Raw genomic sequence first — 21,895 nt, forward strand, 5'->3', positions numbered from 1 at the left:
CGTTACATTGGTATCAAAAGCATTAAACCTTAATGTCTCAACCTCTTTTCTTTTATTCTGCTATATTGCAGCTAATATACAAATATAGCCTGTGCTATAACCGTTGATATTTCAGTTGATTTTCCAAATTAATCCATACATACTATAAGTATCTTTTTTTAAATCAAATCGCTAGTTAAATAAAAAGCAACATACTAAAATAATAATGTATTATCAATGTTTCAATTGAATACATCAATTTGAATGGTCACCAAAGATTAAGGGAGTGATTATGTGACGAATGATAAAGACGAACAAATCGAACAAGATCAACAAGATGTAAAACAGCAGAAAAAGAAAGATAAAGCTAAAAAGAAAATTCATCTTAAATTATGGCATTTGATTACACTCATTATTGCTATTATTTTAATTACTGCCGCTATTACTGTAGCAGCTACATTGTTAATTAGTCACCAAATGAGTGGATTGAATAAAGAACAACGTGCTAATTTACATAAAATTGAATATGTATATAAAACATTAAATAAAGATTACTATAAAAGTGAAAAATCCGATAAACTTTCTCAAGCAGCAATAGATGGGATGGTCAAAGAATTAAAAGATCCTTATTCAGAGTACATGACAAAAGAACAAACCCAATCATTCAATGAAGGTGTGTCTGGTGATTTTGTAGGTATCGGAGCAGAAATGCAAAAGAAAAATGATCAAATCAGTATTACAAGTCCAATGAAAGGTTCTCCTGCAGAAAAAGCAGGCATCAAACCAAAAGACGTGGTTACTGAAGTTAATCATAAATCAATCAAAAATAAACCACTTGATGAAGTTGTAAAAATGGTACGTGGTAAAAAAGGTACCAAAGTGACATTAACGATTAAACGTGGCTCAGTTGAAAAAGATATTGCCATTAAACGTGATACAATCCATGTTAAAAGCGTTGAATACGAGAAGAAAGACAATGTTGGTGTCATTACAATCAACAAATTCCAAAACAACACATCAGGTGAATTGAAAAATGCGATTAAGAAAGCTCATAAACAAGGTATTCGTAACGTCGTATTAGATTTACGAAATAACCCTGGAGGATTATTAGACGAAGCAGTTAAAATGGCTAATATATTCATTGATAAAGACAAAACAGTTGTCCAACTTCAAAAAGGTGACGACAAACAACAGCTTAAAACTGAAAACGATCCTCTAAAAGAAGCAAAAGATATGAAAGTGTCGATCTTAATCAATGAAGGTTCAGCAAGTGCATCAGAAGTATTTACTGGCGCCCTCAAAGATTATCATAAAGCAAAAGTATACGGTTCTAAGTCATTTGGTAAAGGAATTGTACAAACAACTCGTGAATTCAATGACGGTTCATTATTAAAATATACTGAAATGAAATGGTTAACGCCTGATGGTCATTATATTCACGGTAAAGGTATTAAACCTGATGTTGAAATTGCTACACCTAAGTATCAATCATTAAGCGTTATTCCTAATGATAAAACGTATAAGTTAGGAGATAACAATAAACATGTCAAAACAATGAAAATTGGTTTAACAGCGCTTGGTTTCAAAGTAGATAATGAATCTAAATCATTTGATACAAGTTTAGAGTCAGCAATTAAAGCATTCCAAAAAGACAATGATTTAACTATTAATGGTGAATTTGATAAGGAAACAAATGATAAGTTTACTCAAAAATTAGTAGAAAAATCTAATAAAAATGATACCGTTTTAGATCAACTACTTAAGAAGTTAAAATAAGTTTAAAATGATTTAAAAGCGTGAATTTAAAGATAAGAGCATTTAACTAACAAACATAAATACAAAGAGGTGTTTTAGATTATGATTAGATTAGCAACGAAAAAAGATCTTTCTAATATTGAAAAATTAGTAGAAGAAGCAAAAGAAATAATGGAGAAATTCAACAATAATCAGTGGGATGATAAATACCCTGTAACTGAACATTTTGAAGAAGATATCGAATCTGAAACACTTTATGTATTAGATGTAGATAATGAAATTTATGGCTTTATTGTCATCGACCAAAATCAGTCAGAATGGTATGATGAACTAGAATGGCCAATCGATCGTAAAGGTGCATACGTAATCCACCGCTTAGCTGGTTCACAATCTTATAAAGGTGCAGCAACCGAGTTATTCCAATTTGCTGTTGATTTGACAGAAGATCATGGTGTACATGTTATTTTGACAGACACGTTTGCGCTTAATAAACCAGCACAAGGATTATTTGAAAAGTTTGGATTTACAAAAGTAGGCGAAGCTGAAATTGATTACCATCCATTCGATCGTGGTGCACCATTTTACGCATATTATAAAAACATATAAGAATAGAGGTTATATTTATGACTAAAATTGCATTTACCGGAGGCGGAACGGTTGGACACGTTTCAGTCAATTTAAGTCTAATCCCTACTGCAATAGACAAAGGGCATGAAGCGTTTTATATTGGTTCTAAAAATGGTATCGAAAGAGAAATGATAGAATCACAATTACCTAATATTGCATACTATCCTATTTCAAGCGGTAAATTACGTCGCTATCTATCATTAGAAAATGCGAAAGATGTATTTAAAGTTTTAAAAGGTGTGCTAGATGCACGTAAAATCTTGAAAAAACAAAAGCCAGATTTACTATTCTCAAAGGGTGGGTTTGTATCTGTACCTGTTGTTATTGCTGCACGTTCTTTAAAAATTCCTACCATCATTCACGAATCTGATTTAACACCTGGCTTAGCAAATAAAATTGCATTAAAATTCGCTAAGAAAATCTATACAACATTTGAAGACACATTAAACTATTTACCAAAAGATAAAGCAGACTTTGTAGGTGCGACAGTACGTGAAGATTTAAAACAGGGAGATCAACAACGTGGCTATCAATTAACTGAATTTAAACCAGATAAAAAGGTCTTACTTGTTATGGGTGGTAGCTTAGGCAGTAAAAAATTAAATGATGCTATTCGTGAAAACCTAGAAGCATTATTACACCAATACCAAGTCATACATTTAACAGGTAAAGGTTTAGTAGATGATTCAATTAAAAAAGAGGGTTACGTTCAGTTTGAATTTGTTAAAGATGATTTAACAGATTTACTTGCGATTACTGATACAGTTGTGAGTCGTGCAGGTTCAAATGCTATTTATGAATTCCTGACGTTACGAATTCCAATGCTATTAATTCCACTTGGACTTGATCAATCTCGTGGAGATCAAATTGATAACGCAAAAAACTTTGAGTCTAAAGGTTATGGTAAAGCCATTCCTGAAGAAGAATTAACGCAAGTAAGATTATTAGAAGAGTTGAATCACATTGAAACAAACCGTGATGATATCGTTAAACAAATGCAAACATATAAAGAAAGTTATACTAAAGAAGATTTATTCGATAAAATAATCAAAGATGCTTTAGATAATTAGGGGGACAATGTAATGAGTCGATTAAAACGAATTTCATTACTTATCATTTTTACTTTGATATTTGGAATCATAGCATTCTTCCATGAATCACGCTTAGGTAAATGGATAGATAATGAAGTTTACGAGTTCATTTATGCATCAGAAAGTTTTATTACAACTTCAATCATGCTTGGCGCTACCAAACTAGGTGAAGTATGGGCTATGGTTTGTTTATCATTAATGCTTATTGCATATTTAATGTTAAAACGACTTAGAATTGAAACATTATTTTTTGTTATTGTGATGAGCTTATCAAGCATATTAAACCCCGTTTTAAAAAATATCTTTGATAGAGAACGACCAACATTATTACGTTTAATTGATATTACTGGTTTCAGTTTCCCTAGCGGTCATGCAATGGGATCAACTTCTTATTTTGGTAGTATCATTTATATCTTGAACAGAACTGATTCTGGTCTATCTAAAGGCATTTTAATTGGGTTAGCAGCGTCACTCATTTTGATGGTATCAATATCCCGTGTATATTTAGGGGTACATTATCCAACTGATATTATTGCAGGTATCATTGGTGGTTCATTTAGTATTGTATTATCAACACTAATTTTAAATAATAAATTGGCAGAATAATATTAGATTATAAAGCACCACATTTCCATAATTTGAAATGTGGTGCTTTCATTTATCATCAATTGATTTTACTAATTTATAAAACTAGAGCCCTCTAATTCTTTTAAATTGTTTACTGAACTAAAAAAGCAGTAAACCTCAAGTGTCTAAAGGTCTACTGCTTTATTAAAACGTTTTTCAACGTTAGTCTTTTACGGGCATATAAAAGGGGATTATATGAAAATGACCAATCCTTAAGAACGAAATATATGTGGGGGGGGAAAGTTCTTTTTGGTATTGATAATCATTTTCAACTATTATTATACATGAATGAGAATCATTGTCAATTAGAAATAACGAAAAATGATGAACTATTTATAAATTATTAACCATCATCAATTTTTGACATTACGAATACTTGAAATAATAATAAAATACTTCTCAATACCTACCATTTAACGATTGAAAATATGATAAAATTTAGTTAAGAAGACAATTAATGGGTTATACACAAAGAGACAAACACATATGAATAAAGTCATCTAATTAATCATTGAGATTTAGATTCATAATTTTATGAAAGCAATGACTTGCTTTCAAAATCAGATGTCTACATTTACATCAATGAACATAAAAAGATATATAAATCATTCATATGTTAAATGTATTTATTTAACATTGTGTATAACCATATTAAGAGGTGCAAAGATGACAAACATTTTAATTGTAGAAGATGAAAAGAACTTAGCTCGATTTATTGAACTTGAACTAACTCACGAGAATTATCAAGTCGATATTGAAAATGATGGTGCTACTGGTCTAGATAAAGCACTGAATAAAACTTATGATCTCATTATTTTAGATCTAATGTTACCCAATATAAATGGATTAGAAATATGTCGTCAAATTCGTCAACAACAAACAACACCGATTATCATCATTACCGCTAAAAGTGATACTTATGATAAAGTTGCAGGTTTAGATTATGGTGCTGATGATTACATTGTTAAACCATTTGATATTGAAGAATTACTTGCTCGTATTAGAGCTATACTTCGTCGTCAACCTAAAAAAGATACGATTAATATTAATGGCATTATTATAGATAAAGAAGCTTTTGAGGTTACAGTAGATGGCACTCAATTAGATTTAACTAAAACTGAATATGACTTATTCTATGTGTTAGCAGAGAACAAAAATCATGTATTACAACGTGAACAAATATTGAACCATGTATGGGGATATAATACTGAGGTTGAAACGAATGTCGTAGATGTCTATATCCGATATTTAAGAAATAAACTCAAACCGTTTGGTAAGGATAAAGTAATTGAAACAGTACGTGGCGTAGGGTACGTGATTCGATGATGAAACAACGAAAACTCAAATATAAATGGATGTTAATCACAACATTTATAACTTTTATCACAATCGTTTTATTCTGTTTGGTTATCATCTTCTTTTTAAAAGATGCTTTGCATGATAGTGAGCTAGACGAAGCTGAACGTAGTTCTGACGATATTATCAATTTATTCCACGCCAAACCATTAGATGAAATATCGGCCTTGGATTTAAATGCTTCTTTAGAAAACTTTCAAGAAGTAACTATTTTTAATACTAAAGGAAAAAAATTACTACAAACAACAAATGAAAATTTACCTTCTGTACCTTCTAATATCGGCCTTTCACATCCTGAAAGAGTCAAAATTATCAAATACAAAGGCGTTGATTATCTAGCAATCACAGAACGTATCCATACTAAAAATTTTAATGGATATAGCGTATTAATACATTCATTAGAAAATTATGAACATCTTGTACAATCTTTATATATTGTAGCCATTGCATTCGGTTTAATCGCTACAATCATCACAGCTATAGTAAGTTATATTGTCTCGTCACAAATCACTAAACCCATCGTAACTATGTCTAACAAAATGAATCAAATTCGGCGAGATGGTTTCCAAAATAAGTTAGAGTTAACGACTAACTATGAAGAAACTGATAATCTCATCGCTACATTCAATGAGATGATGTTCCATATCGAAGAAACATTTAATCAACAACGGCAATTTGTCGAAGATGCATCCCATGAATTAAGAACACCATTACAAATTATTCAAGGTCATTTGAATTTAATTCAACGATGGGGTAAAAAAGATCCAGCCGTGTTAGAAGAATCACTTAATATTTCTTTAGAAGAAATGAATAGAATTACTAAATTAGTTGAAGAATTATTATTATTAACTAAAGACAATGTTAAAAGTGGCCAACTAGAAAAAGAACTCGTAGATATCAATTCTGAAATATTATCTAGAGTCAAATCACTCAAACAATTGCATCCGGATTATACGTTTGATGTTGAACTAGATGAAAAACCTTTAAAACTTAAAATGAACCGTCATCAGTTTGAACAACTCATTTTAATATTTATAGATAATGCAATGAAATATGATACTGAAAATAAATTAATTCAGATCAAGACTCAACTTAAAAACAAACAAATTAGTATAGAAATTACTGACCATGGTTTAGGTATTCCAAAGCAAGACTTGGAATTTATATTTGACCGTTTTTATCGTGTAGATAAATCTCGCGCTCGTAGCCAAGGTGGTAATGGTTTAGGTCTATCAATTGCTGATAAAATCGTTCAATTAAACGGGGGATTTATTCATGTAGAAAGTGAAGTTGATCAATATACAACATTTAAAATCATATTTTAATAACCCCAACCAGAATTAAATTTCTATCTCAATCACGCTATTTTGTATACCTAATTAAGCTTTTAGTTTACATCTTTAAAGTCAACATTTTAATATAATTAAATTAATGCAGAACCAAATTTTTCTTGGTTCTGTTTTTTTACAATAATAGGTAAATCCACTTTAACAAAATTTGAAATAATGCTATTATTGTCTTGTAAGCGTTTCAACATTTTTGTGGAGGGTGTAATATGACAAAGGACAAGAGAGAAGTTACAGAGGCACCTGTAAACTTCGGCGCAAATCTAGGGTTAATGCTAGATTTATACGATGATTACCTACAAGATCCATCATCTGTACCCGAAGATTTACAAGTCCTATTTAGTACAATTCAAACAGGGGAAGCTCATATCGAAGCTAAACCAGCCGCTAATGAGGGTGGTTCACAATCTGGTGACAGTACAATTAAACGTGTCATGAGATTAATCGATAACATTAGACAATACGGACATTTAAAAGCAAATATATATCCAGTCAATCCTCCAGAGCGTAAAAATATACCTAAATTAGAAATAGAAGATTTCGATTTAGATCAAGCTACTTTGGAAAATATCTCAGCTGGAATCGTATCAGAACATTTTACTGATATTTACGATAATGCATATGAAGCTATTGTTCGTATGGAAAAAAGATATAAAGGTCCTATTGCGTTCGAATATACGCATATTAATAACAATAAAGAACGTGTATGGTTAAAACGTCGTATCGAAACACCATATAAAGCAACATTAAATAATAAACAAAAAACTGAATTATTTAATAAATTGGCTCATGTCGAAGGTTTCGAGAAATATTTACACAAAAACTTCGTTGGTGCAAAACGATTCTCTATTGAGGGCGTCGATGCTTTAGTACCAATGCTACAACACACGATTACACTAGCTGGTGAAGCTGGTATTAAAAATATTCAAATTGGTATGGCACACCGTGGTCGTTTAAATGTACTGACTCACGTATTAGAGAAACCATATGAAATGATGATTTCAGAGTTCATGCATACTGATCCTATGAAGTTCTTGCCAGAAGATGGTAGCTTAGAATTAACTGCTGGTTGGACTGGTGATGTGAAGTATCACTTAGGTGGCGTGAAAACTACAGATTCATACGGTATTGAACAACGAATCGCTTTAGCAAACAACCCAAGTCACTTGGAAATTGTAGCGCCCGTTGTTGAAGGTCGTACTCGTGCTGCTCAAGATAATACGCAACAAGCAGGCGCACCACAAACTGACTTCCATAAAGCTATGCCAATCATTATTCATGGTGATGCTGCTTATCCTGGTCAAGGTATTAACTTTGAAACAATGAACTTAGGTGATTTAAAAGGCTACTCAACAGGTGGTTCTTTACACATCATCACAAACAACCGAATTGGTTTCACAACTGAACCAATAGATGGCCGTTCTACAACATACTCAACAGATGTGGCTAAAGGTTATGATGTTCCAATTTTACATGTTAATGCTGACGACGTTGAAGCAACAATTGAAGCTATTGATATCGCAATGGAATTCCGTAAAGAGTTCCATAAAGATGTTGTCATCGACTTAGTAGGTTATAGACGTTATGGTCATAACGAAATGGATGAACCGTCAATTACAAATCCATTACCATACCACAATATCCGTAAGCATGATTCAGTAGAACTTGTTTATGGTAAAAAATTAGTGGACGAAGGCATTATTAGTGAAGATGAAATGAATCAAGTCATTGATAGTGTTCAAAAAGAAATGCGTGCAGCACATGATAAAATTGACAAATCAGATAAAATGGACAATCCAGATATGGAAAAACCAGAATCCTTACAACAACCACTTAAGAGTGATGATAAAGAGTTCACATTTGATCACTTAAAAGAAATCAATGACGCGATGTTAACATATCCTGAAGGATTCAATGTGTTGAAAAAATTAAATAAAGTACTTGAAAAACGTAAAGAACCATTTGAAAAAGAAGATGGTTTAGTAGATTGGGCACAAGCGGAACAACTTGCTTTTGCAACGATTTTACAAGATGGTACTTCTATTCGTTTAACTGGTCAAGACAGTGAACGTGGTACATTCAGTCATCGTCATGCAGTACTACACGATGAAGAAAATGGTGATACATTCACACCATTACATCATGTACCTGATCAAAAAGCATCATTCGATATTCATAATTCACCATTATCAGAAGCAGCTGTTGTTGGTTTTGAATATGGTTACAATGTCGAAAATAAAGGTAGCTTCAACATTTGGGAAGCACAATATGGGGACTTCTCAAATATGGCTCAAATGATGTTTGATAACTTCTTATCAAGTGCGCGAGCAAAATGGGGCGAACGTTCAGGTTTAACATTATTCTTACCTCATTCATTTGAAGGTCAAGGTCCAGAACATTCATCAGCACGCCTTGAAAGATTCTTACAACTTGCAGCAGAAAACAATAGCACTGTAGTTAACTTATCAAGTGCAAGTAACTACTTCCACTTACTACGTGCGCAAGCAGCAAGCTTAGATTCTCAAGAAATGAGACCTTTAATTGTTATGTCACCGAAAAGTTTATTACGTAACAAAACAGTTGCTAAACCAATTAATGAGTTTACGACTGGTGGTTTCAAACCGATCATTGCTGAAGATTATGAAGCTAATAAAGTTAAAAAAGTAATATTAGCTTCAGGTAAAGTATTTATCGACTTAAAAGAATATTTAGCTAAAAATCCTGACGAATCTGTATTACTTGTAGCAGTTGAAAGATTATATCCATTCCCTGAAGAGGAAATCCAAGAAATTTTCGATCAACTACCAAATCTTGAATCAGTATCATGGGTACAAGAAGAACCTAAAAACCAAGGTGCATGGTTATTCGTTTATCCTTACCTAAGATCATTAGTTGGTGATAAATACGATTTAAGTTACCATGGAAGAATCCAAAGGGCAGCACCAGCTGAAGGTGATGGAGAAATCCATAAACTTGTTCAAAATAATATTATTGAAAGTAGCATTACTAAATAAATAGGGGGAAATTCAAAATGCCAGAGGTTAAAGTTCCAGAATTAGCAGAATCAATTACAGAAGGTACCATTGCAGAGTGGTTAAAAAATGTTGGGGATAGCGTAGATAAAGGTGAAGCTATTCTTGAATTAGAAACAGATAAAGTAAACGTAGAAGTTGTGTCAGAAGAAGCAGGTGTCTTATCAGAACAACTTGCTAACGAAGGCGATACAGTTGAAGTAGGTCAAGCTATCGCAGTTGTTGGTGAAGGTAGTGGTAATGCATCAAGTGGTTCATCAGATAATCAAACTCCACAAAGTAATGATGAAACTAATAAAGACGATCAACAATCTAAAGAGACTTCTCAACCATCAAACGATAATCAATCATCTGATCAATCACAAGATGATTCAGCTAATAACCAACGTGTGAAAGCAACACCTTCAGCACGCCGTCATGCTCGCGCTAACGGTGTTGACTTAAGTGAAGTTGCTGGAAAATCTAATGACGTTGTTAGAAAAGAAGATGTAAACAACAGTCAAAACCAAGCTCAACAATCATCTCAAAATGATAACAAACCTTCTGGTAATGAAGCTAAAAAATCTAGTGACAAACCATCTAAACCAGTTATTCGTGAAAAAATGTCACGCAGAAAGAAAACTGCTGCTAAAAAATTATTAGAAGTATCTAATAACACAGCAATGTTAACAACTTTCAATGAAGTTGATATGACAAATGTTATGGATTTACGTAAACGTAAAAAAGAACAATTCATCAAAGACCATGATGGTACTAAATTAGGTTTCATGTCATTCTTCACAAAAGCTGCAGTAGCTGCACTTAAAAAATATCCAGAAGTTAACGCTGAAATTGATGGCGAAGACATGATTACTAAACAATACTATGATATCGGTATCGCTGTATCTACTGATGACGGTTTATTAGTACCATTCGTAAGAGATTGCGATAAGAAAAACTTTGCTGAAATCGAACAAGAAATCGCTAATCTAGCTGTCAAAGCTCGCGACAAAAAATTAGGCTTAGATGACATGGTTAACGGTTCATTCACAATTACAAATGGTGGTATCTTCGGTTCAATGATGAGTACACCAATTATCAATGGTAGTCAAGCTGCTATCTTAGGTATGCACTCAATCATTACTCGTCCAATTGCAATTGACAAAGATACTATCGAAAACCGTCCAATGATGTACATCGCATTAAGCTATGATCACAGAATTATTGATGGTAAAGAAGCAGTAGGATTCTTAAAAACAATCAAAGACTTAATTGAAAATCCTGAAGATTTATTATTAGAATCTTAATTCAAAAGACTAAATTTGAATATAACTAAAGAACCAACGGTGAAATGAATCACCGTTGGTTCTTTATGTATTAATTAATACTTAGGTAGTATATGATTTTACGAAAATGAATGATACGCTTACTTTAAAGATTAAGCTAACAATCATTTTAAATGGGGGTGCATTGATGACAACTGAGGCAATTGTTGCAAATCACATATCAAAATCAATCAATCATAAAGAAATTATAAATGATCTATCGATAACCATTCCAAAGCATAGTATGACTCATATACAAGGGCATAATGGTTCAGGCAAAACAATCACATTACAATTACTTGCACAGCTTATCAGTCCTAGCAAAGGCAATATTAAAGTTAACGGCCGTATCAGTTATGCACCTGATTATCTTCCAAATGATTTAAATTTAACTGTAAGAGAATATCTATCATTTATTCGACATCTCAATCATTTACATATCAATGATCAATATTTAAATAATATGATTTCAAATATGCATCTTGAACCATTTCTCTCACATAGATTAAAAAATTGTTCAAAAGGAACACAACAAAAGGTAAATCTTATTCAATGTCTAGCATCAAAAGCAGATATATACTTATTAGATGAACCATTTAATGGACTTGATGAGTCATCTTTAGCTTATTTACTGTCACAACTTAAGTTATTAAAAAATAAAGCAACGATCATATTAACTGCTCATGATTCGCTTATTTATCATCACATCATCACTCATACATTTGATCTCGAAAGCCAAGAATTAAAAGAAATAACAACTACGATGTCAAAATACAAAATAATTAGTTTTAACATAGATAATATAGAAAATAAAGAAGATTTAATCTACCACTTCAAAATGAAACATGACACTACTATTTTAAAAAATACTAATAATACTAATTACATTAAATTAAAAGTACCTGCAAAAGAGACCAATGTCGTTTTAAAAAAGTTAATTCATAAGAACGTAACTATTGATTCCGTTATTAACGAGGAGGGTGATTAATGCGTTTTACAGCTTATCAATTCAAAAAATTAATAAGATCATACACATTTATACCTCCCTATATCGTTTATATGATTTGGATAGCTATGCTTTATGTTTATAGTGGGCAATCTATTTTATCAAGCTATGCATCATCAACTATTGTGTTATTAGCTGTATCAGCATGGTTAACGATTAATATATATCAATTAGAAAATAATAAAGAACGACAGTTATTATTTATACAATTTAACTCTAAACTCAAATATCTGACACATAAGTTATATTTTAGCATTATGACATTACTACCTTTAATCATTTTTTCAATACTTTATCCAATTCTATTCAATCGATTTTCAGAAAAAATGTCTATCATACATTTGACTCTGGCATTATATTTACATGTTATTGTTGTCATTTTTGGTGTGTTAATCGGTACCTTTATTTGTATTCAAAATGTCATGTCGAGAAAGTACAGTTGGCTATTATTGATTCTAATCATTCTATTATCTATAATGCGACACACCATCATTCTAAGCGTACCAGCTACAAAATATATATTATGGCTCATACCACCAGTAGGTGACTTCATTCAAATATACCAGTATTCTCTAAACCAACTGATCACATTCCATTTTTTATTCATTAGTTTATGGATTGCTATTTATATCTTCATTTTCACTTTAGGATTGTATTATTTATTTTTTAAAACAGAATATTTGTAAAATCTAGCATGAATAATCAGAAAAAAGCCAGTAAACGGGTCTTTAAAAACTCATTTACTGGCTTTATCCATGTTAAATATCTAAAACTATAAAATAATATTTTAGTATAAGACGATAATCTCTATAATTGCTAAAATAATACATACAATAAATGCAATTAAGAAATATTTAAAACTTGGCTTTTGCTTATTTTGCAAATTCGTAAAAACTTGTATGCCTGAATAGACAGCTATTAAAACAGTAATTGCAAATATAATCCACATCGTAGACATGTGTATGCCTCCTTATCTAATCTCTATACTTATATTTTAATACACTTTTGCAACAATACCAAAATGTATTTTAGCTTAATTTTGAAAAATGAATTACATTCAAACTAAAAACAATTTATAATTCTACTATTTTAAACAGCAAATCATCACAATAGTTCATCATATAAATCATCGTGAAAATACGTTATAATAATATTGTAACGATAAATGATTAGGGGTGTCAGTATATGAGCGGACTTAGAAGTGTCACGTTAGGTACAAGTGACCTATCTAAAACTAAAGATTTATTTGAAAATATATTAGGTTTTAATTCATCTGAAAAAGGTGAACATGCTTTAAGATTTGGTGATGCTAATTTAAGCCCAGGTACGCGCATACATTTTGTGGAAGTACCTAATAACAATTATCAAAACTTACATATCGATAGCGTTGGTTTAAAAACACCATCCGATTCTGGTCTAGATGAATATCAATCTATTTTCACAAATCATCAAATATCTTATAGCTCAATTACTGAACTCAATGGTAATAAGCATTTTAACTTCAAGGATCATAATCAACAATTATTTGATATCTATTCAAACGAACATAATACAGGCGTTCCATTAGGCATGCCATCATTTGAAAGTACTGTCAATCCGCTACATCAAATTCAAGGTTTAGGCCCTGTGATTCTTAAGGTAAATGAATTGCCAATCACAGCATCTATCCTTACAAATGTATTTGGATTAAATATATTTGCAGAATATCATCCCTCTGAAGAATCAACACAAGCTATCCAAGTATTTAAAATTGGAGAAGGTGGCCTTGGTGGTGAACTGCATCTATATGAAGCAGAGACAGAAATCAATAATGAAGATGTAGGTATGGTTGAACAAATAGAATTTTCCACTCAAAATAAGTCGGAATTTGAAAACGCTAAGCAAACATTAGATGATATAGGTATACCATATCAAACATTAGAACAAGATGATTCTGATTCACTGCGAATAACTGAAAACAGTGGTATTTCATTCATTTATACACTAGAAAAATAAAATTATTAAAATAATCATAGAGGTAGGGAAATAAAATGTTACACGAAACATGGAAAGAACGTACACCAATTAAAAAAGTAGAAGTGACAAATACAGATGCGAAGAAGTTCACTGTATCTGATATGCTTACTGTTGGTGAACAATATGATGTCATTAATGAAACTGAAGAATATTATCAAATCATCGATAATTCAGGTTTAGTTGGTGGCTATTACAAAACATACTTTAAAGAAGTTTAAAATCGTTTCAATCAGTTTAGACTGTCAAACAAGTATATAAAGACAATAGTCAACAAGACTAAGACAATTGGAAATCCAAACCCACATGTCTTAGTCTTTTTCATATAGATAAAAAAGGAGCATATGATTTATGGTACAAGCACAATATAAAAATGCTGACGTTTCAGTTTTTAATGATGCGAAAGCATTATTTGATTTAAATAAGAATATTTTATTAAAAGGACCAACAGGTTCTGGGAAAACTAAACTCGCAGAAACATTAAGTGAAGTTGTAAATACACCAATGTATCAAGTTAACTGTTCAGTTGATTTAGATGCAGAAAGTCTATTAGGATTTAAAACAATCAAAACGAATGAACAAGGGCATCAAGAAATCGTTTTTATTGATGGACCTGTTATTAAAGCCATGAAAGAAGGACATATCTTATATATTGATGAAATCAATATGGCTAAGCCGGAAACATTACCTATCTTAAATGGTGTGTTAGATTACCGTCGACGTATAACTAATCCCTTTACAGGTGAAGTTATTCAAGCAAAGCCTGGCTTTAACGTGATTGCCGCTATCAATGAAGGCTATGTAGGTACGCTACCTATGAACGAGGCACTTAAAAACCGATTTGTTGTGATACAAGTGGATTATATCGATGGAGATATTTTAAGTCACGTTATTAAAGAACAAAGTCGTTTACAAGATGATGCAACTATCCAAAAAATCATTAAATTCAACGAAGATTTACGTACAATGACCAAACAAGGTCAAATTTCTGAAGAAGCAGCAAGTATACGTGCACTGATTGATTTAAGTGACTTAGCAACTGTAATGCCTATCGAACGTGCGATTAAACGTACAATTATAGATAAACTTGAGGATGAACGAGAACAACAAGCCATCATAAATGCAATTGAACTTAACTTTTAGAGAGGGATAAATCATGAGCGACCGTTTCATTAAATTTAACGACGAACAGTTAGATGCTAAACAAGTGATGATGTTACAAGACTTAGCTCGTTTACTTTTAAAAAACGAGCAAACACAAGTTAAAATTCAAAAATTCCCTTTTTACAATCCATTTAGTAATACTCTTATTACAAGTTGGTTTTGGTCCCACCGTCCAAAAGAAGTTGAAGCTGCTGGCCTCAAAACAGATGTTATGTTAGCGGCCTATGGTTATCGAATGATGGATGTAGGTATCGTTAATGAGGTGTTACACAATAACGAGTTTAAACATCCTAAATTTTTCCAACAACTATTTAAATTATTAGAAGATATACGTATATTTAATGAAATTAAAATACAACGTCCAAGCACTACAAAGTATATAGATTTACGTTTAAATACCAGACTTACATTTACTGAATCACAAATTAATGTTTATAAAACGAAAACACTATACACAGATTTATTATTTTTATATTTAGAACATGCTTTTATTAATCAAAACTTCTATGATGTTCCATCCATACATCCAAAATTTGATGACGTCTTAGTCAATATGTATCAATATTTGCCTAACTTCTTTCAAAATCAAAATTCTGAAGACAATATGTTTTTAGCTGAACGTATATTATATCAAGTAGATGATTTATTAAAAGAAGATATGTTAAATGAATATTATTATATCCCCAAAAATCTATATAAAGACATTCAACAAGACCTGTTTGAAGACTTAAAGCGAACAGATGCTGCTAATACAGATGGTAAAGATCAGTCACAAGAGGAAAATGATGCTGTGACAGCCGAAGCAGAAACCAAAGCTGCTGATAGTTCTTCTGAAGGTGGCGCTTATCTCGAAATGGAACTACATGAGGGTGAAAACAGTGAAGTAATGGCTGACAATGATACAGCTAGAGAAGGGGACTCATCTGATGACATGACCGATATGATGACTAAAAAAGGTAAGGGGTCTCAAAACACGCTTGATCGCGAAGAAGGAGGCTTTATTGGTCAAAATAGTGCTTTCGCATTAGATGGCATTAATCAAAATGTTGATATTAAATGGAAAGTCCCTGACATTTTACCTGAATACATCCAGGCTTATGAAGATGTTAAAAATGATGTGCAATTTGAAATTAAAGATTTAATCCAAATTATTAAAAAGACAATCGAACGTGAACATCAAGATGAAAGACATAATCTAACTAAAGGCAGATTACAGAAAAATTTAATTAATTGGTTTATAGATGATCAATATAAATTGTTCTATAAAAAACAAGATTTAAGCCAATCATTTGATGCAACATTCACATTATTAATCGATGCTTCAGCTAGTATGCATGATAAAATGGACGAAACGATTAAAGGTGTCGTACTCTTCCACGAGACGTTAAAAGAATTAAACGTAAAACATGAAATATTGGCCTTTAACGAAGATGCCTTTGATTCAGATGATACGAAGCAACCTAATATTATAGATGAAATCATTCATTACGACTATTCAACATTGAAGAAAGATGGCCCTCGAATAATGGCCCTCGAACCACAAGACGATAACCGTGATGGGGTTGCCATTCGAATCGCGAGCGATAGATTAATTCGTCGCAGTCATCATCAACGATTTCTCATTGTCTTTTCTGATGGAGAGCCTTCTGCATATAATTATAGTCAAGATGGCATCATAGATACGTACGAAGCTGTTGAAAATGCGCGTAAATTTGGTATTGAAGTCTTCAATGTATTCTTGAGTCAGGATCCAATTACTGAAGATATAGAGCAGACGATTCATAATATTTATGGTCAATATTCAATATTTGTTGAAGGTGTTGAACATTTACCAAGTTTACTATCACCATTATTGAAAAAACTATTGCTTAAATCTTTTTAAAAATATGTCTATTTGATAAATTTAAATTAACTAAGTTTTTAAATTTTCTGAAATTATATAGACTTATGAATTATATCTATGCTAGAATGTTTAATGTTGCATATTTAAGGACAAAGGAGCAGCATTATGAACAAGAATACATGGATTGTAGGGTTCACACTTTTTGCTATGTTCTTTGGTGCAGGTAATTTAATCTTCCCAACGAACTTAGGTTTAGATAGTGGACACTTTTTCTGGCCTGCGATTCTCGCATTTGCACTAACTGGTATTGGACTGCCATTACTTGGTGTTGTCGTTGGTGCACTTGATAAACAAGGTTATATTGGTGCATTTAATAAAATATCACCAGTTTTTTCGATAATATTTTTAATAGTGATTTATTTAACTATTGGACCTTTATTTGCTATACCTCGTACAGCATCAACATCATTTGAAATGACTGTCACACCGATAGCGCATAACAATGGCAATCTGGCTTTATTTATATTTACACTTATATACTTTATTATCGTATTATATTTATGCATTAACCCAAATAAAATGGTCGATCGTATCGGCTCCTTACTTACGCCACTATTACTGATCACTATTTTAGCAATGATTGTTAAAGGGTTTATTGATTTTAGTGACCATTCATCAAGTCATGGTAATACAGAACTTTTCAACAGTAATATAGGTAGTTTTTCTCAAGGATTTACACAAGGTTACTTAACAATGGATGCGATTGCTGCGATTGCATTTTCAATGATTGTAGTGAATGCGATTAAAGCAACAGGTGTCAATCATGCTGATAAGATATTTAAGCAAACCTTAATGGCAGGTTTAATCGCAGCTGTCGCATTAATCTTTATCTATATTTCGTTAGGATTTATCGGAAATCATATTGATATTTCTGATGCAAAGTTAAAATCACTTGCTGCTAAAGACCAAAACGTAGGTACATTTTTATTAACGACAATGGCATCTACTGGTTTCGGAACTTTCGGTAAGTATTTATTAGGTATTATAGTAGCTTTAGCTTGTCTAACAACAGCATGTGGTTTAATAGTTGCTGTAAGTGAGTATTTCCATAGAATCATACCTAAAATTTCATATAAAGCATTTGTAATTTTCTTTACTATTATTAGTTTTATCATTGCAAATCAAGGTCTGAATGCTGTCATTACAATGTCGCAACCTGTGCTTAGCGTCATCTATCCTGTGGCAATCACAGTAGTGTTACTCATCTTGATAGCTAGATTCATTCCAACAAAACCTATTACACAGCAAATCACTGTTATTGTAGTTGCAATTGTATCTATCTTGAGTGTGATTCATACACAAGGATGGTTAAAATTGAGCTTTATGGACCATCTATGGCTTAAAGATTATTCATTAGAATGGTTCCCAATTGCTGTAATGACTACTATTATTGCATATATTATTAGTATTTTTATCAAACAACAACCTATCGTTTATCAAAAAGAATAGATATTAAAAAAGCTTCCCTAAAATTAAATAGGGAAGCTTTTTAAGGTTCTTTTCGCATTGATAATAAATGTTGTTTCAAATCATTTTCAAGACCTGACAATTCTTTTTCTGCAGCTTGTCGTTTTTGACGACCTTCATGTTGAATTTGTAATGTTTGTTCAATAGTATCAATAATATCACTTTGTGTTTGTTTCAATGTTTCAATATCGACAACACCGCGTTCGTTCTCAGTTGCCGTTTCAATCGCATTTTGTTTCAACATCGATGCGTTTTGAGTTAATAAATCATTCGTTGTATCAGTGACTGCACGTTGCGCTGAAACTGCATTCCGTTGACGCATCAATGTCAGTGCAATAGCCATTTGATTTTTCCATAATGGAATACTTGTTAGTATTGAGCTCTGAATTTTTTCAGCTAATGCCTGATTTACATTTTGAATCATTCGTATTTGTGGTGCAGTTTGAATGGCAATTTGTCTTGAAAGTTGTAAATCATAGATTCTTTTTTCTAAGCGATCCACAAATTGCTCCATATCTGCGACTGCTTGAATATCCATCTGATTGCCTGATGTTTCAGCTTTCTTTTGTAACTCTGGAATAGTATGTTGTTGAATATCTAGCTTTTTTCGTTGTGCTGCTGCAATATAAAGCGTCACATCATCAAAATATCGCTTATTTTGATCATACAAGCCATCTAATAAATCTATATCCTTCGTTAAGTTACCTTTATGCTTTTCCAATTGAATGGTGATTCGATCAATCTGTGAACTCACTGATTGCATTCTAGAGAAAATCTCATTAATTGAAGATTTCGTTCTTCTAAAAAGACGTTTTAGTCTAGATTGTTTACTAGGGTCTAAGTCATTAGGGTTCACAGATTTTAATTTACTCATCAATTGGTTTAATGAATCACCAACAGGACCCATATCTTTTGACTGTACATCGTCCAACATTTGATGTGAAAACTGCGACATATTTTGTTGTAAGTTTGTACCAAAAGATAATAGACCATCGTGATCAAGTGGCTTAATTTGTTCACTAATCTCATTAATCCTTTTTTGATCAGCTTCAGTAAATTGATGTTCAAAATCTTCTACAATCGTATTAGGTTGCTCAGATTGATGATTGATATATTGATCAAGAGGGTGTGATGGGGTACGTTCTTGTTCATTTGCCATGTCCATTTACGCTCCTTATCTTTATAATTTTTTTCGACGCTGTTGTTCTATTTTATTTAATTCCATTTCAACATCTAATCGTTCATAATCGTCTTCATTCAGTTGTTTTAAATCCGCTACTAATGTTCGTTTTACTTCATCTAATGTAATTCTTGTTTGTTCTAATTTCTGCTTTTCTTCGGGAGACTTTCTAGGCATTTTAGTTAATCTCGTATATGAATCTACTAAATTCAAGGCATTATCAATATGCGAATAAAAGAATCCTTCTACTTTAAAAAACATACCTGGACGTTGTCTCACACTCATATAAATCGAGCGAGAGATTCTATAGATATCGTTGACCTGTCTGAAATCTTTAATAGAACGAATATTGATAAATGATTTTAAAATCAAACGTATTTTGGATTGTGCTTGGTTTAATTGACTTCTAACATATCTATATTCTCTTCTAGTTAAACCTATTTCATTTAGATATTTACGCGAAGTCAAACGTTGAGTAGGGAAGTACGATAAGACAAATCCACCCAAACCAATGACCCCGTCAACGATAAATGACAGATCAAATCCAAAGATACTAACCATCCAAGCAATTATCGCTACCGGTATACCTACCATCGCCCCCAAAACTCTTGAAATATTATATCTCAACTGCCATCTTCCTTTTTTTGTATTTATTTAAATTGTTTTGAATTCAGTTAATGTTTCGTCTATATCTAAATCTTCTACTTGATAGTTAGTTACATGTGAGGCAGGAGAAGCACCTGCAATAACGCTATTGATAAATGCTTCTAAATTTTCTTTTTCTCCTTGAGCATATATATCAACATAGTCTTCAACATTTTGCACTGTACCTACAACGTGATGTTGATTGCCTAATCTTTGAGTGTAAAATCTAAAACCGACACCTTGTACTGTGCCAAATACTTGTATATGTTTACGTTCCATTATTATCACCTCATATCACTATTATAAGGATAAAGACGTAAAAAAACTAATAATTGCTATATCGTCTATCAGTCAAAAGTATGAGTCTTCTAACTTGATTTTGATATACAACCAGTTAAAATTATCAGTATAGAATTTTAAGAAGAAGGGGATACATATGTGGACGGTTGCAAAAATTAGAGCTGACTATGAAGGTTGGTGGTTGTTTGAAGATTGGCCAGAAAAGATTGTGAAACAATCTGAGTTTTCTACATATGAAGACATGTTAGATGCTTACTGTAAATTAATCAAAGATTGCAACGATTATTACGATAACTGTGTGATGGGAAAATATAACATGTACGCATTTTACAATAATTGTGATTTGAATTTTTGTGAAGATTGTGATGAGGATTTGCAAATATTTTATAGTTTTATTGTTTTAAAAAATAATGAAGTTTATTATAATCTTCCAAAAATAGTTTAAATGATAATTTCCTATAATTGTATTGCAATTTTGCATTATATAAATTATAATATCAAGTAAGCAATAGTTTTATTCCATATTGCAAAAAATATTTGCTATTATCGTTATGAGTAATTAGGTCATGTATTTTTTGTAATATGCGAATAACGCATATTGAATGAATTTTAGTCTTGGAGGTTTCAGATTATGAAACAAGGTACAGTTAAATGGTTTAACGCTGAAAAAGGATTCGGCTTCATCGAAGTTGAAGGAGAAAACGACGTATTCGTACATTTCTCAGCAATTAACCAAGATGGTTACAAATCATTAGAAGAAGGTCAATCAGTTGAATTTGAAGTAGTTGAAGGCGACCGCGGACCACAAGCTGCGAACGTTGTAAAACTATAATAAATAGATTGTAATTAATTGACTTTATTAACTAACACCTTACCAAGATGTAAGGTGTTTTTTTGTTGTTCATTCAATATGCTTTGTGAATATAAGGGATACTTATTTGATCGTCATAAAAAACGTTACTTTCACTTTCTGGTGTTAAGTAACGTTTTTTATGTTTAACTTCTCGAAAATCATTTAGCCATCATATCTCTCAATATCTAGAAAAAGGCTATAGCAACTAGTTTCAACAAACTAATTGTTATAGCCTTATGAAATGCCG

The 21,895-nt window shown here is 31.8% G+C and carries 21 protein-coding genes and 1 pseudogene; 18 read left to right on the plus strand and 4 right to left on the minus strand.

The features are described 5' to 3' along the window. The first annotated feature begins 297 nt into the window (after positions 1-297). From P7F85_RS06880 to P7F85_RS06930, 11 genes and pseudogenes are all read left to right on the plus strand, one after another. Positions 298-1,755, plus strand: coding sequence for a S41 family peptidase (locus tag P7F85_RS06880; RefSeq protein ID WP_026088912.1), 1,458 nt, complete (start codon positions 298-300; stop codon positions 1,753-1,755). Positions 1,756-1,836: 81 nt separating this feature from the next. Further along, positions 1,837-2,340 carry a GNAT family N-acetyltransferase gene (locus tag P7F85_RS06885; protein ID WP_002466563.1) on the plus strand — a complete coding sequence of 168 codons (504 nt, stop codon included), beginning with the start codon at positions 1,837-1,839 and terminating at the stop codon, positions 2,338-2,340. 17 nt (positions 2,341-2,357) lie between these two features. Next, entirely contained in the window at positions 2,358-3,431 is a 1,074-nt protein-coding gene (locus tag P7F85_RS06890) for an undecaprenyldiphospho-muramoylpentapeptide beta-N-acetylglucosaminyltransferase (protein ID WP_002466564.1), read from the plus strand. 12 nt (positions 3,432-3,443) lie between these two features. Beyond that, on the plus strand, positions 3,444-4,058 hold the full coding sequence (locus P7F85_RS06895; protein ID WP_002466562.1) for a phosphatase PAP2 family protein: 615 nt from the start codon (positions 3,444-3,446) through the stop codon (positions 4,056-4,058). 222 nt (positions 4,059-4,280) lie between these two features. Continuing rightward, positions 4,281-4,417 (plus strand): annotated as a pseudogene (locus P7F85_RS06900) (hypothetical protein); the annotation flags it as partial. Between the two features lie 328 nt (positions 4,418-4,745). Beyond that, the gene (locus tag P7F85_RS06905; protein ID WP_002451182.1) at positions 4,746-5,405 is read left to right on the plus strand and encodes a response regulator transcription factor; all 660 of its coding nucleotides are present in this window, start codon (positions 4,746-4,748) and stop codon (positions 5,403-5,405) included. Beyond that, entirely contained in the window at positions 5,402-6,760 is a 1,359-nt protein-coding gene (locus tag P7F85_RS06910; RefSeq protein ID WP_031463981.1) for a HAMP domain-containing sensor histidine kinase, read from the plus strand. The genes P7F85_RS06905 and P7F85_RS06910 overlap by 4 nt, the downstream gene beginning before the upstream one ends. A gap of 230 nt (positions 6,761-6,990) precedes the next feature. Next, positions 6,991-9,795, plus strand: a complete 2,805-nt coding sequence (locus tag P7F85_RS06915; protein ID WP_046464381.1) for a 2-oxoglutarate dehydrogenase E1 component — start codon at positions 6,991-6,993, stop codon at positions 9,793-9,795. A gap of 17 nt (positions 9,796-9,812) precedes the next feature. Next, the gene (gene sucB, locus P7F85_RS06920; protein WP_002466839.1) at positions 9,813-11,099 is read left to right on the plus strand and encodes a dihydrolipoyllysine-residue succinyltransferase; all 1,287 of its coding nucleotides are present in this window, start codon (positions 9,813-9,815) and stop codon (positions 11,097-11,099) included. Between the two features lie 166 nt (positions 11,100-11,265). Beyond that, a complete protein-coding gene (locus P7F85_RS06925) occupies positions 11,266-12,105 on the plus strand; it encodes an ABC transporter ATP-binding protein (protein ID WP_002466851.1) in 840 nt (279 codons plus the stop codon). After that, complete coding sequence (locus P7F85_RS06930; protein WP_447158532.1) at positions 12,105-12,809, plus strand: hypothetical protein; 705 nt, start codon at positions 12,105-12,107, stop codon at positions 12,807-12,809. Before P7F85_RS06925 ends, P7F85_RS06930 begins: the two co-directional genes overlap by 1 nt. Before the next feature lie 101 nt (positions 12,810-12,910). On the opposite strand, the gene P7F85_RS06935 is transcribed toward P7F85_RS06930, so the two are convergent. Then, the gene (locus P7F85_RS06935; RefSeq protein ID WP_002466835.1) at positions 12,911-13,081 is read right to left on the minus strand and encodes a hypothetical protein; all 171 of its coding nucleotides are present in this window, start codon (positions 13,079-13,081) and stop codon (positions 12,911-12,913) included. Between the two features lie 227 nt (positions 13,082-13,308). On the opposite strand from P7F85_RS06935, the gene P7F85_RS06940 reads away from it, so the two are divergent. From P7F85_RS06940 to brnQ3, 5 genes are all read left to right on the plus strand, one after another. Further along, positions 13,309-14,118 (plus strand): lactoylglutathione lyase, encoded by an 810-nt coding sequence (locus P7F85_RS06940; protein ID WP_046464380.1) that lies wholly within the window; start codon positions 13,309-13,311, stop codon positions 14,116-14,118. Between the two features lie 35 nt (positions 14,119-14,153). Then, positions 14,154-14,357, plus strand: a complete 204-nt coding sequence (locus P7F85_RS06945) for a DUF6501 family protein (RefSeq protein ID WP_002466853.1) — start codon at positions 14,154-14,156, stop codon at positions 14,355-14,357. Between the two features lie 130 nt (positions 14,358-14,487). Beyond that, positions 14,488-15,279: an ATP-binding protein gene (locus tag P7F85_RS06950; RefSeq protein WP_002466844.1), complete on the plus strand. Its 792-nt coding sequence runs from the start codon at positions 14,488-14,490 to the stop codon at positions 15,277-15,279. 13 nt (positions 15,280-15,292) lie between these two features. Next, positions 15,293-17,182, plus strand: coding sequence for a vWA domain-containing protein (locus P7F85_RS06955; protein ID WP_002466850.1), 1,890 nt, complete (start codon positions 15,293-15,295; stop codon positions 17,180-17,182). Between the two features lie 126 nt (positions 17,183-17,308). Beyond that, positions 17,309-18,652, plus strand: coding sequence for a branched-chain amino acid-like transporter carrier protein BrnQ3 (brnQ3, locus tag P7F85_RS06960; RefSeq protein ID WP_031463979.1), 1,344 nt, complete (start codon positions 17,309-17,311; stop codon positions 18,650-18,652). 40 nt (positions 18,653-18,692) lie between these two features. Here brnQ3 and P7F85_RS06965 read toward each other — a convergent pair whose 3' ends face one another. The 3 genes from P7F85_RS06965 to P7F85_RS06975 are packed head-to-tail and all read right to left on the minus strand — an operon-like array spanning position 18,693 to position 20,774. Further along, the gene (locus tag P7F85_RS06965) at positions 18,693-19,835 is read right to left on the minus strand and encodes a toxic anion resistance protein (RefSeq protein ID WP_002466832.1); all 1,143 of its coding nucleotides are present in this window, start codon (positions 19,833-19,835) and stop codon (positions 18,693-18,695) included. 15 nt (positions 19,836-19,850) lie between these two features. After that, a complete protein-coding gene (locus tag P7F85_RS06970) occupies positions 19,851-20,477 on the minus strand; it encodes a 5-bromo-4-chloroindolyl phosphate hydrolysis family protein (RefSeq protein WP_015365008.1) in 627 nt (208 codons plus the stop codon). 27 nt (positions 20,478-20,504) lie between these two features. Further along, a complete protein-coding gene (locus P7F85_RS06975; RefSeq protein ID WP_002466833.1) occupies positions 20,505-20,774 on the minus strand; it encodes an acylphosphatase in 270 nt (89 codons plus the stop codon). A 157-nt stretch (positions 20,775-20,931) separates the two neighbouring features. Between P7F85_RS06975 and msaA the strand changes: the two genes are divergently transcribed. Together msaA and cspA are read left to right on the plus strand one after the other, a co-directional pair. After that, positions 20,932-21,240, plus strand: coding sequence for a regulatory protein MsaA (gene msaA / locus P7F85_RS06980; protein ID WP_002466858.1), 309 nt, complete (start codon positions 20,932-20,934; stop codon positions 21,238-21,240). 186 nt (positions 21,241-21,426) lie between these two features. Beyond that, a complete protein-coding gene (gene cspA / locus P7F85_RS06985; RefSeq protein ID WP_002433901.1) occupies positions 21,427-21,627 on the plus strand; it encodes a cold shock protein CspA in 201 nt (66 codons plus the stop codon). Positions 21,628-21,895: the final 268 nt, after the last annotated feature.

The organism is Staphylococcus sp. aM (assembly GCF_052975125.1).

Coding starts and splice junctions, on each gene's coding strand:
- P7F85_RS06885 (WP_002466563.1), top strand. CDS start 1,837: ATGATTAGATTAGCAACGAAAAAAGATCTTTCTAATATTGAAAAATTA.
- P7F85_RS06890 (WP_002466564.1), top strand. CDS start 2,358: ATGACTAAAATTGCATTTACCGGAGGCGGAACGGTTGGACACGTTTCA.
- P7F85_RS06895 (WP_002466562.1), top strand. CDS start 3,444: ATGAGTCGATTAAAACGAATTTCATTACTTATCATTTTTACTTTGATA.
- P7F85_RS06905 (WP_002451182.1), top strand. CDS start 4,746: ATGACAAACATTTTAATTGTAGAAGATGAAAAGAACTTAGCTCGATTT.
- P7F85_RS06910 (WP_031463981.1), top strand. CDS start 5,402: ATGATGAAACAACGAAAACTCAAATATAAATGGATGTTAATCACAACA.
- P7F85_RS06915 (WP_046464381.1), top strand. CDS start 6,991: ATGACAAAGGACAAGAGAGAAGTTACAGAGGCACCTGTAAACTTCGGC.
- sucB (WP_002466839.1), top strand. CDS start 9,813: ATGCCAGAGGTTAAAGTTCCAGAATTAGCAGAATCAATTACAGAAGGT.
- P7F85_RS06925 (WP_002466851.1), top strand. CDS start 11,266: ATGACAACTGAGGCAATTGTTGCAAATCACATATCAAAATCAATCAAT.
- P7F85_RS06930 (WP_447158532.1), top strand. CDS start 12,105: ATGCGTTTTACAGCTTATCAATTCAAAAAATTAATAAGATCATACACA.
- P7F85_RS06935 (WP_002466835.1), bottom strand. CDS start 13,081: ATGTCTACGATGTGGATTATATTTGCAATTACTGTTTTAATAGCTGTC.
- P7F85_RS06940 (WP_046464380.1), top strand. CDS start 13,309: ATGAGCGGACTTAGAAGTGTCACGTTAGGTACAAGTGACCTATCTAAA.
- P7F85_RS06945 (WP_002466853.1), top strand. CDS start 14,154: ATGTTACACGAAACATGGAAAGAACGTACACCAATTAAAAAAGTAGAA.
- P7F85_RS06950 (WP_002466844.1), top strand. CDS start 14,488: ATGGTACAAGCACAATATAAAAATGCTGACGTTTCAGTTTTTAATGAT.
- P7F85_RS06955 (WP_002466850.1), top strand. CDS start 15,293: ATGAGCGACCGTTTCATTAAATTTAACGACGAACAGTTAGATGCTAAA.
- brnQ3 (WP_031463979.1), top strand. CDS start 17,309: ATGAACAAGAATACATGGATTGTAGGGTTCACACTTTTTGCTATGTTC.
- P7F85_RS06965 (WP_002466832.1), bottom strand. CDS start 19,835: ATGGACATGGCAAATGAACAAGAACGTACCCCATCACACCCTCTTGAT.
- P7F85_RS06975 (WP_002466833.1), bottom strand. CDS start 20,774: ATGGAACGTAAACATATACAAGTATTTGGCACAGTACAAGGTGTCGGT.
- msaA (WP_002466858.1), top strand. CDS start 20,932: ATGTGGACGGTTGCAAAAATTAGAGCTGACTATGAAGGTTGGTGGTTG.
- cspA (WP_002433901.1), top strand. CDS start 21,427: ATGAAACAAGGTACAGTTAAATGGTTTAACGCTGAAAAAGGATTCGGC.